Source organism: Telluria sp. LT1R51-2 (assembly GCF_059685775.1).
The window spans coordinates 648,209-660,905 of record NZ_JCASIM010000001.1; the positions used below are offsets into that span (position 1 = coordinate 648,209).

Below are 12,697 nucleotides of genomic sequence, written 5' to 3' on the forward strand. Positions count from 1 at the left end.
CCTATTTAACGTTGACAGCGCCAACTGGCAAACCGCGGACGTAAAAAAACGGCAGACCCTGCGGTCTGCCGTTTTTATATCCGTCGCGAATCAGGCGACCTGCGCCCGATACGATACAGCGTCGCTTAGAACGAGTGACGCACGCCGACGTTGTAGACCTGTGGGTCCGAACCGAAGGCCGTCGCTGGCAGGGCGATGGTGCCCGATGGCGAGGTCAGCGAGAACACGCCGTTGTTGTTGTTACGCAGTTTTGCGTACGAAGCGTACACGTTGGTGCGCTTCGACAGGGTGTAGCTGTAGGCAACGGTGACTGCCTTGCCTTCTGCGCCGGTTGCCAGTTCTTGCTGCTGGTAGTTCAGGAAGACGCGGTTGGCGCCGAAGCCGTACGACACGCCGGCGTTTTTCTGCTCGTACTTGGCGCTTGGCAGGACGCCGGTTTCTGGGTCAGCAGCCATGTAGCCAGCGCGCACTTCGAAGTCGCCGAACTTGTAGCCGATACCTGCGTTGTACTCTTTGTCGTCGCCGGTGGTCAGGCGCTCGACGTTCTGGTAACCAGCGCCGATGTACAGGCCAGCGTTTGCGTATTCCAGCGCAACGCCGGTCACGTCGCCCGACGGGTCGATGCTACGCTCGCCGGCGCCGTAGGCTGCGCGCAGGGTGAAGCCGCTCAGAGCATTGCTCTGGTAGTTGACCGAGTTCGACAGGCGACGGGTCAGGCGGTTGGTGCCGAAGGCAGCCAGGTTCGAACCGTAGAAGCCCTGGCCCAGGGTGTCCGATGCAGCAGCAACTGCAGCGATCGGGCCGTATTCACGACCGACGGTCACGGTACCGAAGGCGCCTTGCAGGCCCACGACAGCGCGGCGCTGGAACATGTTCGAATCGGTTGCGCCGGTATCGACGGCAACAGCGGCTTCGATGTTGAACAGTGCCTTCAGACCATTGCCCAGGTCTTCGGTACCGCGGAAGCCGATGCGGCTGGCCGATTGGGTACCCGACGACACGACGGTGCGGCTGCTCTCGCCAGGCGCATCGTTGTTTTCAACGCCGATCGACGCATCGACCATACCGTACATGGTGACGCTGGTTTGGGCTTGGGCGACGAGTGGCAGTGCCGACACGAGGGCGATGGCAAGAATTTTGTGCTTCATGGATGAATCTCCAGTGTTTGTTTGTGAAATAGCCTAGTAATCATGACATGCCCGACGGACATCTGTCACCGGGTTCGCCCAACACAAATCGGCGCGACGGCGGCCGGAATCGACACCGGCCGCAAGCCAATTCAACCGGCTTCTCATAGGAGAATCGCGGGTTTCGGCGGCCCGTTCGGCGGCGCAAATGTGCACCGGGATCATTGAAAAATATTGCTGAAAATCAATTCAAGCCGTTGCAGAGACGCCACATTTTCGGCCTTGACGGCTGCTGCAATGCGCAATAACGGTGCACGCATGCCGTTTCAGCGCGGCGGTGCAGCGGGAAAGCCGGGTGCGCGAAAGCGGTTTCCGGCAGCCTGGCATCGTGGACGTCGTCTGTTTTTTGCACCGCAGTAGTGCATGACGGATTCTGATGCCCGCACACGATTAAAGATGAATGCTGACCGTTTGCCTGATCAACGCGCATGAATCACGTCGGCACAGCCAGTCATGCGTGCATGCTACGATCTCGGCGTCGTCGGCCAACCTCTGTCTATCAAGGATCACATCAACGTGCAAACCGGTATCACGCAAGCGCCATTCGGCCAATTGCCCGGGGGCGAAACCGTCACCCAGTTCACGCTCACCAACGCCCGTGGCATGGTGGCCAGGATCATCGACTTCGGCGGTGTCATCACCGAACTGCACGTACCGGACCGCGATGGCAGGCTGGCGGACGTGGTGCTGGGTTTCGACACGATCGGCCCCTATTGCAGCGACAGTCCGTATTTCGGCGCGCTCATCGGTCGCTATGGCAACCGCATCGCCAAAGGACAATTCACGCTCGACGGCCTGCAGGTGCAACTGCCCGTCAACAATGGCAACAATCACCTGCACGGCGGCCCCGGTGGTTTCGACCGCGTCCTGTGGCAGGCAATGATCGACGGCGACAGCCTGCGCCTGGTCTACCGCAGCGTCGACGGCGAGATGGGCTATCCGGGCAACCTCGATGTCACCGTGGTCTATACACTCACGGATGCCAATGAACTGGTGGTGCGCTTCCACGCCGTGACCGACAAGGCCACGCCGGTCAACCTGACGCAGCACAGCTACTTCAACCTGGCCGGCAAGGGCGACATCCTGGCGCACTGCCTGACCATCGATGCCGACCGCTTCGTGGCGATCGACAGCGGATCGATTCCAACGGGCGAACTGGCGCCGGTCACCGGTACGCCGTTCGATTTCCGCCAGCCGCGCCCCATCGGCGAGCGGCTCGGGCAACCTGACGAGCAACTGCGCCACGGCAGCGGCTACGACCATAACTTTGTCCTGAATAAAGCTGAAGGCGGCGCGTTGACACGGGCCGCGCGCGTGAGCGAACCCGTCTCGGGGCGGGTGCTGGAATTGTGGACGCAGGAACCCGGCGTGCAGTTCTACAGCGGGAACTTCCTCGACGGTTCGCTGAACGGCAAGGGCCGCAACTACGGGCACCGCAGCGGCTTGTGCCTGGAGCCGCAGCACTTTCCCGATTCGCCGAACCAGCCGCAGTTCCCGAACGTGATCCTGCGCCCGGGCGAGGTCTACGCCACCGAGTCGCGCTTTCGCTTTCTGACCGAGGCAGCGTGATGCAGGTGCTGACCGACACCCGGCACGAGTTGGGCGAATGCGTGCTGTGGTGCGAGCGCATCGGCCGCCTGCTGTGGACCGATATTCCCGCTGCCGTCCTGTGGTCGTACACGCCGGCCACCGGCCGCACGATCAGCTGGCCGATGCCCGAACGCCTGTGCTGCTTAGCGCTGACCGGGAGCGATGACCGCCTGCTACTGGGGCTGGCGTCGGGCCTCGCGTTCTTTACCTTCTCGAGTGGCAAGGTCACGCGCATCTGCGACGTCGAAGCCGGGATCCCGTCCACGCGCCTGAACGACGGCCGCTGTGACCGTCAGGGCCGCTTCGTGTTCGGCATGTTCAACCAGGCCGAACAGCCAAAGCACGCGCTGGGCGGCTTCTATCGCCTGAACCTTGACCTCTCGCTCGAGCGCTTGCCATTGCCCAATGCCGCGATCGCCAACAGCATCTGCTTCAGTCCGGACGGGCGCCGCATGTATTTCGCCGACTCGGCCCAGAAGGCGATCCTGTACGCCGACTACAACCCGTGCAGTGCCGAAGTAGGGCGGGTGCACACGTTCGTCGCAGCCGATGCCGTGAAAGGCGAGCCGGATGGTGCCACGATCGATGCCGATGGCTACCTGTGGAGCGCGCGCTGGGGCGCCGGCATCGTCGCGCGCTTCGCGCCCGATGGCCGGCTCGATCGCACCGTGCCGCTCGCTGCGCCGCAACCAAGCTGCCCGGCGTTCGGCGGCCCTGATCTTGCGACGCTGTTCGTGACCAGCGCCCACGTGGGCATGACGGACAGCGAACGCGCCGCTGCGCCGTCATCTGGAGCCGTGTTCGCACAGGCGCTGGATGTGCGTGGTCTGCCCGAGGCGCGCTTCCTGCATGCCTGACCGGGTCGGGCCGGGCCCGGCACATGGCCCGAACTACAGCATCCGCACCCAGTTACCCTTGTAAAGAATCGGCCCGGTCGGCCCACCGGCGCCCGGCGAGCCGCCGCGCGGTTCGAGCGACACCGCCAGCGTGGCGATGTCGTCGCCAATTGCGCTGCCGGTCAGGGGCAGCTCGATGGCGCCTTGCGCCGGAATCACGCCAAGCGAACGGGGCGCACCATTCTTGGGAACCGCCCACAATTGCAGCGACTTGTCGGCCGCAACCGGCGCATTCTCGACCAGCCGCGCCGTGAACACGCGGCGCTCGCTGTCGGCGGTCAGCAGCAGCGCTGTGCGTGCCTTATCATCGATCAGCGTGGCGACAAGGTCGATCTGCGGCGCCTCGACCAGCGTCGAACGCAGCACGCCCACCATCAGCAGCGTCGCGGCCAGTGACGCCAGGCTCAGCGAACGCCAGAACGTCAGCGACTCGGTACGCCAGAACTGCCAGGCCGCGTGCGCACGTGGTTGGGCTTGCCCCAGGCCAAGGCGGCGCTCGATCGCGCGCCACACTTGGGCGCCGGGTGTCTGCGCACCCGTGAATTCAGCCATCGGCATCAGGCGCTCCTGCCATTCGGCGGTCATGCGCTGCAGGGTCGCGTCGTCGCGCAGATAGCGTTCGAAACGCCGGCGCGCGCCGCCCCTGAGCGTGCCGAGGACATATTCGGCCGCCAGCTTGTCGCACAGTTGCGGATTGTTGCGGATATTCATGCTCGTTCGCCTTTAACCAGGCAGGTCTTGAGTCGCTCCAGGCTGCGGCGGATCCAGGTCTTGACGGTACCGATCGGTATCGCCATCTGCTGCGCCACCTCGCTGTGCGACAGGTCATGGAAAAAGGCCAGACCAACGACTTGCCGGTGCGCCCCTTCGAGCAACGACATGCAGTAGGCCAGCGCCTTCGCATCATGGCTGATGAGCAGCGCGTCGATCGGCGTCGCGCGCGGATCCTGCAGGGCCGCCATGATCTCGGCATCGAAGACGGGGCCGTCGATGTCGAGGTCGTGAGCGCAGCGGCGCAGCAGATCGAGCGATTTATTGCGCACGATCGTCGTCATCCACGTCATGGGCGCGGCCAGGTGGCGCTGGTAACCGGCAGCGCCGTTCCAGATTGCCACAAACCCGTCCTGCAGGGCTTCCTCAGCCAGTTCGCGCTTGCCTAATATACGCAGCGCGTAGCCGAACAGTTTCGGCGAAATGGCGTCGTACAACGCGCGAAAGGCCGCCGCGTCACTTTGTGCTGTGCCGTGCAGCCAGATTGCCAGCTGTTCGGGATCGGGATGAAGGGTATCTGGCACTGCCATCCTTGGACGTTGTGTGAGTGAACTATCTGGTGGTATTGACAATATCATATCGCCCCGCGCGTGCTCGCACGGGTGGGGCGGCAGACGGTGTCGACACTATTTCTTACATTTTTTTAAATAGTTGAAACCGATTCAATCGTGCGTCAGTACAAGCTATACGCGCTGCATCAGCGGTGGCAACCAGGTTTCCTGGCTGACATACCCGAGCAGACGCCAGCCCATTTACTCGATCGCATCAACCGGAGACTCACCATGACAGACACGAATGTGACATTGGCACTGCTCGACTCACGCAAGGAAAAGCTGGAAAAGCGCCGCTCGTTCTTCAAGAACGTGGGAGGGATCAGCGTCGGTATGGTGGGCGGTACCTTCCTGTCCGCCTGCGGCGGCTCGGTCAAGGACGCCATTGCGCAGGCAGCGCAGCCGACCGATATCGACATCCTCAACTTTGCGCTGAACCTCGAGTACCTCGAAGCGCAGTTCTATTCGTACGCGGTGTTCGGCACCGGTCTGGCAGCGAACCTGACAACCGGCACCGGCACGCAAGGCGCCGTCACGGGCGGGCGCGCAGTCGCATTCAAGGATCCGCTGGTCGCGCAATACGCCAAGGAAATCGCGCAGGATGAAATCGCGCACGTGGGCTTCCTGCGCGCAGCGCTCGGTACGGCAGCCGTGGCCCAGCCGGCCATCGACATCGGCGGCACCGATCCGAACGGCGCGTTCTCGAATGCTGCCCGCGCGGCCGGTTTGGTGGGTCCGGGCGTCGCGTTCGATCCGTATGCCAGCGATGAAAACTTTCTGCTGGGCGCGTTCATTTTCGAGGACGTCGGTGTGACCGCGTACAAGGGCGCCTCGCCGCTGATCACGAACAAGACGTTCCTGGAAGCGGCAGCCGGCATCCTGGCAGCCGAGGCGTACCACGCGGGCATCGTGCGCACCGTGTTGTATACGAAAGGCTTGTCGGCACCGTCGCTGCGCACCGCGGCCACGGCAATCTCGAACGCGCGCGACAGCCTGGACGGCTCGACCGATGTCGATCAGGGCATCGTCAATGCGACCGACAGCAGCGTGTCGAACATCGTCCCGCTCGACAAGGACGGCATCGCGTTCAGCCGCACGCCGGGCGACGTGCTCAATATCGTGTATCTGACCAAGGAATCGGTCACGATGGGCGGCTTCTTCCCGCGTGGCGCCAATGGCGTGCTCAACATGAGCTCCGCCTACGTCTGATTGCTGGCAGTAACGGCGATGCGGCCTGCCGCATCGTCTCGACGGAGCAGTGCGTTGCCGACCGGCGCCCGCCGGCGGCATGCGCAGTGTTCATCAGGATTGTGGCATCCCCGCCACGCGCCATCCTGGGCGCATGCCTAACGGGCGCGGCCCCGTTTGGTTGCTCGATATAATCGCCCAACAAGAATAGGTTGGCGGCGATGTAGTAAAGCAGGACAAGATGTTCAGGGTTTCAAGCTCGCCAGCCTTGCAAGAACCACACTGGGTATTCCTGATGAGTAATCTGAGCGGCTTCATGCCGATGGTCGATGGCAGTCCAGCACTGTCCGGCGACCGTACCGGGCTGGACGCACCTGCACCAGCCCTGGCCGCGCCATCCACGCTGTTCGAGCCTGCGTTGTTCGAGCCTGCGTTGTTCGAGCCTGTCACTTGGCCAGATGGCCTGCGCGCCATCGCCGACCTGATTCAGGCGTCGCGCTTTCCAATGTTTCTGGCCATCGGGCGCGAGCTGCGCCTGTTCTACAACGACGCGTATTCCGACCTGCTGGGCGACAAGCACCCGGCGGCGCGCGGCGCGCCGTATGCCAGCGTGCGCCCCGAGCTGTGGGATCGCATGCGGCCGTATTTTGACGAAGTCCTGGCCGGCGAATCGGCCCGGCTCCAGCACGCGCTGATGGAATTCGAGCGCAACGGCAAGCGCGAACGGCGCTTTTTCTGCGTGTCGCTGTCGCCCGTGCGCCATGCCGGCCAGGTGGCCGGCGTCTACTGCGTGCTGACCGAAACGACGTCCGACGTGCTGTCCGATTACCGCCACGCGTTCCACCAGAAGCTCGACGAAACGCTCGACGGCCTCGATGACGCCGCCCACATCATGCGGGCGACGAGCGCGATGACGGGGCAGACGCTGGGCGTGGCGCGCGTTGGCTACGGCGAGATCGACGCTGCCGGGCGCACCGTCAGCATCGACAGCGACTGGACCAGCGGCCGCATGGCCAGCCTGGCCGCGCGCACGCATCCGTTCGATGCGTTCGGTCCGGTGATCATGGCCAAGCTGCGCCAGGGCCGCAGTGTGCGCATCGACGACGTCGACGACGACGAACGCAGCGCGCCACATGCCGCGGCGTACGACGCCATTGGCGTGCGCGCGCTGGTGATGGTGCCGATTGTCGAGGAAGGGCGCTTGTGCGCCGTGTTTTACCTGCACGAGCCGATGGCGCGCCACTGGACCGAACAAGAAGTGGCGATGGCCGAGGACGTGGCGCGCCATACGCGGGAAGTGGCGCGCCGCTCGCGCGTCGAAGAAAACCTGCGCGACGAGAGCCGCATCCTGGAGACGGTCAACCGCGCCGGGCGCGCACTGGCCTCGACGCTTGACCTGAACACGCTGGCGCAATCGATTACCGACGCTGGCGCCGAACTGAGTGGCGCACGCTTCGGCGCGTTCTTCTGCCACACCGGGGGCCGGGACCACCCGCTGCAGGCGCCGCTGCACGAGCAGATGCGCCTGTACGCGCTGTCGGGCGCGTCGCGTGAGCAGTTCGACCGCCTCACGCCGCCAACGGCGGCCATCTTCCGCCCGCTCATCGAGGGCGGCGCGCCGGTGCGCAGCGACGACATCACGCGCGACCCGCAGCATGCCGCACTGGTGGCCGACGGCACGCCGCTGGCGCAGCTGCGCGTGCGCAGCTATCTCGCGGTGCCGGTCGTGTCGCAGTCGGGCAAGGTGCTTGGCGGCCTGTTCCTTGGCCACCCGGCGCCGGCCATGTTCACCGAACGCACCGAGCGCATCGTCGCCGGCCTGGCCGCGCAAGCCGCCGTGGCGATGGACAATGCGCACCTGTACGAGATCGCGCAAACGTCGGCGCTCGAACGCGATGCGCTGCTCCAGAGCGAGCGCCTGGCGCGCGTGCAGGCCGAGCGCCTCAGTCACACCAAGGATGAATTCCTGGCCATGCTGGCGCACGAGCTGCGCAATCCGCTTGCGCCGATCAGCAGCTCGGCCAGTTTGCTCAGCCTGCAGTTCGCGAACGAGCCGCGCATCTGCCAGACCAGTTCCATCATCAGCCGTCAGGTCAAGCACATGAGCCGCCTGATCGACGACCTGCTGGACGTCTCGCGCGTCACGCGCGGGCTGGTCAAGCTCAAGCTGGCGACGGTCGATTTTCGCGATGTGGTGAGCGGGGCGCTCGACCAGACCCGCCCGCTGGTGCTCGAAAAAGCGCACCATGTGACGGTGCAGCTGCCCGACACGCCCGTGTACGTGCGGGGCGACCTCACGCGCCTCGTGCAGAGCGTGGCCAATATCGTCGGCAATGCCGCCAAGTACACACCCAGGGCCGGCACGCTGGCGCTGCGCCTCGTGTGCAGCGACGCTCGCATGACGCTCGAAGTGCGCGACAATGGTTCCGGCATGCCGTCCGACCTGGTACCCAATGTGTTCGACCTGTTCACGCAGGGCGCACGTACGCTGGCCAGATCGCAGGGCGGGCTGGGGCTGGGCCTCACGCTCGTCAAGCGCCTGGTCGACCTGCACGATGGCGAGGTTACCGCGCACAGCGACGGTGTCGGTTGCGGCAGCACGTTCACGCTGTGCCTGCCGTGCGTGAGCGCGCGCGCCGACATTGATGCCGACGATGCGCCGCCGTCCGATGTCGATCCGGTACGCGCCGCGCTCGGCCGCCAGTTACGCGTGCTGATCGTCGACGACAACACCGACGCCGCCGACAGCCTGGCCACGCTGCTGCAGGTGCAGGGCCACGCCACCGCTGTCGAATACGACGCCGCCTCGGCCCTGCGCCGCGCGCGCATCGAGCATCCCGACGTGATGCTGATCGATATCGGCCTGCCCGATATCGATGGCTATCAGCTGGCATCGAGCCTGCGCGCGCTGCCCGAGATGGCGGCCACGGTGCCGGTGGCGGTCACCGGTTATGGCCAGGCGAAGGACCGCGAACGGGCGCTCGAGGCCGGCTTCGTCCATCATCTGGTCAAGCCGGTCGACATGACGGCGCTCGTGCGGATCCTGGAATCGAGTGCGTCACTGGCGGCGCAGGCCGAGGCAGCGGCCGCACCGTCCTGAGTGTTGCTTTCGGCTATGCTCAGCGGCGTCGGGAGTATGATGATGCTCCTGTTAATGAAAGGATGAGCATGACCGAATTCGTCATCACCGCACCCGAAACGGCGTCCGTGGCCGTCGCCGGTTCCAGCGCGCGCTTCCCGGTGCGCCGCGTGTTCTGCGTGGGCCGCAACTACGCGGCGCATGCGCGCGAAATGGGCAGCGACCCGAATCGCGAACCACCGTTCTTCTTCACCAAGCCGGCCGATGCCGTCATTCCGGCCAGCGGCGCGGTGCCCTATCCGCCATCGACGAACGACCTGCACCACGAGATCGAACTGGTCGTGGCACTGAAGGCGGGTGGCAAGGACATCGACGCGGCGCAGGCGCTTGACCTGGTCTGGGGTTATGGCGTGGGTCTGGACCTGACCCGGCGCGACCTGCAGGCGGTGGCCAAGGACGCTGGCCGGCCATGGGACATGGCCAAGGGCTTCGACGCATCGGCCCCGTGCAGCGCGCTGCATCCGGTCAGCGACGTGGGGCATCCGGCCCAGGCACGCATCTGGCTGGAAGTGAACGGTGCGCTGCGCCAGGAAGGCAACCTCGATGAAATGATCTGGCCGATTGCCGACGTGATCGCGTCGCTGTCACGCCTTGTGACCCTGGCCCCGGGCGACCTGATCTATTCGGGCACGCCGTCCGGTGTCGGCGCGCTGCAGCCGGGTGACCGGGTGCGCGGCGGCGTCGACGGTGTCGACACGTTCGAGCTGACCATCGCGCCACGCTGATCAGCCGTCTCTGCAGAATGTGTGTTCTGCATCAACACGTGCGAAATTTGATACGCTAGGGATATCGGCGCACGTGGGGAGGTGGCAATGACACAGGTTGCATTGATTGCCGTACACGGCATGGGCGAGACCTTGCCCGATTATGCCGACGGCCTGATGGCGGGATTGCGTCGCCGTCTGGGTACGCTGGCTGGCCAGGCCGTCATGCGTTCGGTCTACTACCAGGGCATCCTGCACGACAATCAGCGCATGGTCTGGGACCGCACCTCGGCCACCGGCCAGGTGCGCTACGCCGCGCTGCGCAAATTCGTCCTGTACGGTCTGGGCGACGCCGCCGGGCTGGAAAACCGCAAGGAAGATCCCGGCTCGGTCTACGAGCAGGCGCAGGGCGAGATCGCCACCACGCTGTTGTCGGCCTACGCTGCGCGGCCCGGCATGCCGGTCGTGTTCGTTGCGCACTCGCTGGGCGGCCAGGTGCTGTCGAGCTATCTGTACGATGCGCAGAAGGCGGCTGCCGGTAAGCCGGTCGGCGCAGGCATCTGGCGCGATATCGATGCCTGGGCCGGTGTTGCGCTTGGCCGGCCGCTGACAGCCAGCGAGCTGGCCTTCATCGGCGGCGCCACCTGCGCCGGGCTGGTCACCACGGGCTGCAATATCCCGATCTTTGTCGCCGCGCACCAGGAGATGCACATCATCCCGATTGCGCCGCCGACGTCGCTGTTCAAGTGGATCAACTTCTATGATCCCGATGACGTACTGGGCTGGCCGCTGCAGCCGCTGTCAAACGGCTACCGCGCGCTGGTCGAGGACCGCGCGATCAATGCCGGCGGTGGGGTGGGGGACTTGTTGCTGCGCAGCTGGAATCCGCTGGCGCACAATACCTACTGGGACGATGACGCGGTGCTGGACGCCATCGCCGCGATGCTGCGCCGACTGGCGGCGTAGCAGCGCCCTCAGGCGCTCAGCGCGGGCACCTTGCGCGTCGCCAGCGTCGGGCGCAGCCGGCCGCCCGATTCGCCCAGCTTGAAGGCAGCGGCCACCTGCGCCAGTTGCGCTGCCTGCTCCTGCATGCTCGCTGCCGCAGCGGCGGCTTGTTCGACCAGCGCCGCATTCTGCTGGGTCACATGGTCCATCTGCGTGATCGCTTCATTGACCTGGTTGATGCCCACGCGCTGCTCCTGCGTGGCGCTGGTGATCTCGGACATCATGTCGGTCACGCGCGCCACGCTGGCCACGACGTCGTCCATCGTGGCGCCAGCCTGTTGCACGAGCGCCGTGCCGGCATTCACCTGCGTCATCGAGTCGCCGATCAGGCCCTTGATTTCACGGGCCGCGCCGGCCGAGCGCTGCGCCAGGTTGCGCACTTCGGACGCCACCACCGCAAAGCCGCGCCCCTGTTCACCGGCGCGCGCCGCTTCCACGGCAGCATTCAGGGCCAGGATATTGGTCTGGAACGCGATGCCATCGATCACGCCGATGATGTCGACGATCTTGCGCGCCGAGGCGTCGATCGAACCCATGGTGTCGACCACCTGCCCGACGATGGCGCCGCCGCGCGCCGCGACATCCGAGGCTGTTTTTGCCAGGCCATTGGCCTGCACCGCATTGTCGGCATTCTGGCGCACGGTGGCGGTCAGTTCTTCCATCGAGGCGGCCGTCTCTTCAAGTGAGCTGGCCTGCTGCTCGGTGCGTGCCGACAGGTCGAGGTTGCCGGCCGCGATCTCGCTCGACGCGGTCGAGATGGCGTTGGTGCCTTGCTGGACCTGCGAGACCACCCGCACCAGCGAGCCGTTCATCGTCTGCAGCGAGCGCATCAGGTCGCCGACTTCGTCTTTCGGGTAAGTCGCAAACATGTGGCCGAGGTCGCCCGAGGCCACCGTTTCGGCGACATCCAGCGCGGCGTCCAGTGGCCGGGTGATGCTGCGCGTGACCAGCACGGCAGCGACGGCGCCGATCAGCGTCGAGAGTACCGCAAGCAGCAAGACCAGTTGCGTGCTGCGCTCGTTCGCCGCTTCGATGGCCAGCGCCGTCTGGTCGATGCTCTTGCGCTGGATCTGCAGCAGGCTCTGGACCCGGGCGCCATAGGCAGCGGCAGCTGGTGCGAATACCTGTTCATAGGCCTGTTCTGCCGCCGCCGCGTCGCCCGACGTGCGCGCGTTCATCACAGTTTCCTTGGCCTTCTGGTAGGTCTTGCGCAGGCCGAGGATGTCCTGCAGCGTCGCTTTCTCTTCGGGCGAGTCGAGCAGGGCTTCGACTTTCTTGAGAATGACCGTGGTACCGGTGACGCTGTCCTTGATCGGCTTGGCGAACACGGCTGACAAGGTGCTGTCGGTGCTGCGCGCGATGAGCGAGGTGCGCGCGATGGCCGAATAGGTCAGCACATACCAGTCCGAGACCAGGCGTTCCTTGGTCAGCGGCTTTTGCATCATCTGCTGGGTGGCTTCCGCGCTGCTGCGCGTGGTGTAGAGGGCGAACGAGGTGCCGGCCAGCGACAGGACGAGCATCGTGGCAAAGCCGACGGTGAGGCGTGAGCCGATACGGAGATTTTTTAACACGATGTCATCACTTGAAAAAAGGATTGAACGCCTGAGAAATGCCTTGCGGCAAGTATCAACCCTTTAAATCTCAAATGAAATAGCAAGAAGACAGC

The 12,697-nt window shown here is 64.9% G+C and carries 10 protein-coding genes; 6 read left to right on the forward strand and 4 right to left on the reverse strand.

Going from position 1 to position 12,697, the window contains the following annotated elements:
• Positions 1–125: 125 nt before the first annotated feature.
• Positions 126–1,148 carry a porin gene (locus AC56LH_RS02850; RefSeq protein WP_499643877.1) on the reverse strand — a complete coding sequence of 341 codons (1,023 nt, stop codon included), beginning with the start codon at positions 1,146–1,148 and terminating at the stop codon, positions 126–128.
• A 555-nt stretch (positions 1,149–1,703) separates the two neighbouring features.
• On the opposite strand from AC56LH_RS02850, the gene AC56LH_RS02855 reads away from it, so the two are divergent.
• Both AC56LH_RS02855 and AC56LH_RS02860 read left to right on the forward strand, forming a co-directional pair.
• The gene (locus tag AC56LH_RS02855) at positions 1,704–2,756 is read left to right on the forward strand and encodes an aldose epimerase family protein (RefSeq protein ID WP_499643879.1); all 1,053 of its coding nucleotides are present in this window, start codon (positions 1,704–1,706) and stop codon (positions 2,754–2,756) included.
• Positions 2,756–3,634, forward strand: a complete 879-nt coding sequence (locus AC56LH_RS02860; RefSeq protein WP_499643881.1) for an SMP-30/gluconolactonase/LRE family protein — start codon at positions 2,756–2,758, stop codon at positions 3,632–3,634. Before AC56LH_RS02855 ends, AC56LH_RS02860 begins: the two co-directional genes overlap by 1 nt.
• A 33-nt stretch (positions 3,635–3,667) precedes the next feature.
• Here the strand turns inward: AC56LH_RS02860 and AC56LH_RS02865 are convergent, their stop codons facing one another.
• Together AC56LH_RS02865 and AC56LH_RS02870 are read right to left on the reverse strand one after the other, a co-directional pair.
• On the reverse strand, positions 3,668–4,384 hold the full coding sequence (locus AC56LH_RS02865; protein ID WP_499643883.1) for an anti-sigma factor: 717 nt from the start codon (positions 4,382–4,384) through the stop codon (positions 3,668–3,670).
• A complete protein-coding gene (locus tag AC56LH_RS02870) occupies positions 4,381–4,968 on the reverse strand; it encodes a sigma-70 family RNA polymerase sigma factor (RefSeq protein ID WP_499643885.1) in 588 nt (195 codons plus the stop codon). Before AC56LH_RS02870 ends, AC56LH_RS02865 begins: the two co-directional genes overlap by 4 nt.
• Before the next feature lie 258 nt (positions 4,969–5,226).
• On the opposite strand from AC56LH_RS02870, the gene AC56LH_RS02875 reads away from it, so the two are divergent.
• The 4 genes from AC56LH_RS02875 to AC56LH_RS02890 all read left to right on the forward strand — a co-directional run bounded on the left by AC56LH_RS02875 (position 5,227) and on the right by AC56LH_RS02890 (position 10,992).
• Positions 5,227–6,204: a ferritin-like domain-containing protein gene (locus AC56LH_RS02875; protein WP_499576403.1), complete on the forward strand. Its 978-nt coding sequence runs from the start codon at positions 5,227–5,229 to the stop codon at positions 6,202–6,204.
• Between the two features lie 274 nt (positions 6,205–6,478).
• Positions 6,479–9,283 carry a GAF domain-containing protein gene (locus AC56LH_RS02880; RefSeq protein ID WP_499643887.1) on the forward strand — a complete coding sequence of 935 codons (2,805 nt, stop codon included), beginning with the start codon at positions 6,479–6,481 and terminating at the stop codon, positions 9,281–9,283.
• 68 nt (positions 9,284–9,351) lie between these two features.
• Entirely contained in the window at positions 9,352–10,047 is a 696-nt protein-coding gene (locus tag AC56LH_RS02885; protein ID WP_499643889.1) for a fumarylacetoacetate hydrolase family protein, read from the forward strand.
• 87 nt (positions 10,048–10,134) lie between these two features.
• The gene (locus AC56LH_RS02890; RefSeq protein WP_499643891.1) at positions 10,135–10,992 is read left to right on the forward strand and encodes a hypothetical protein; all 858 of its coding nucleotides are present in this window, start codon (positions 10,135–10,137) and stop codon (positions 10,990–10,992) included.
• Between the two features lie 8 nt (positions 10,993–11,000).
• Here the strand turns inward: AC56LH_RS02890 and AC56LH_RS02895 are convergent, their stop codons facing one another.
• On the reverse strand, positions 11,001–12,551 hold the full coding sequence (locus AC56LH_RS02895; protein WP_499648363.1) for a methyl-accepting chemotaxis protein: 1,551 nt from the start codon (positions 12,549–12,551) through the stop codon (positions 11,001–11,003).
• Positions 12,552–12,697: the final 146 nt, after the last annotated feature.

What these genes read in the sequence shown, in the direction of transcription:
- AC56LH_RS02890 (WP_499643891.1), top strand. Translation starts at nt 10,135, where the DNA reads ATGACACAGGTTGCATTGATTGCCGTACACGGCATGGGCGAGACCTTG.
- AC56LH_RS02865 (WP_499643883.1), bottom strand. Translation starts at nt 4,384, where the DNA reads ATGAATATCCGCAACAATCCGCAACTGTGCGACAAGCTGGCGGCCGAA.
- AC56LH_RS02860 (WP_499643881.1), top strand. Translation starts at nt 2,756, where the DNA reads ATGCAGGTGCTGACCGACACCCGGCACGAGTTGGGCGAATGCGTGCTG.
- AC56LH_RS02895 (WP_499648363.1), bottom strand. Translation starts at nt 12,551, where the DNA reads ATGCTCGTCCTGTCGCTGGCCGGCACCTCGTTCGCCCTCTACACCACG.
- AC56LH_RS02875 (WP_499576403.1), top strand. Translation starts at nt 5,227, where the DNA reads ATGACAGACACGAATGTGACATTGGCACTGCTCGACTCACGCAAGGAA.
- AC56LH_RS02850 (WP_499643877.1), bottom strand. Translation starts at nt 1,148, where the DNA reads ATGAAGCACAAAATTCTTGCCATCGCCCTCGTGTCGGCACTGCCACTC.
- AC56LH_RS02880 (WP_499643887.1), top strand. Translation starts at nt 6,479, where the DNA reads ATGAGTAATCTGAGCGGCTTCATGCCGATGGTCGATGGCAGTCCAGCA.
- AC56LH_RS02885 (WP_499643889.1), top strand. Translation starts at nt 9,352, where the DNA reads ATGACCGAATTCGTCATCACCGCACCCGAAACGGCGTCCGTGGCCGTC.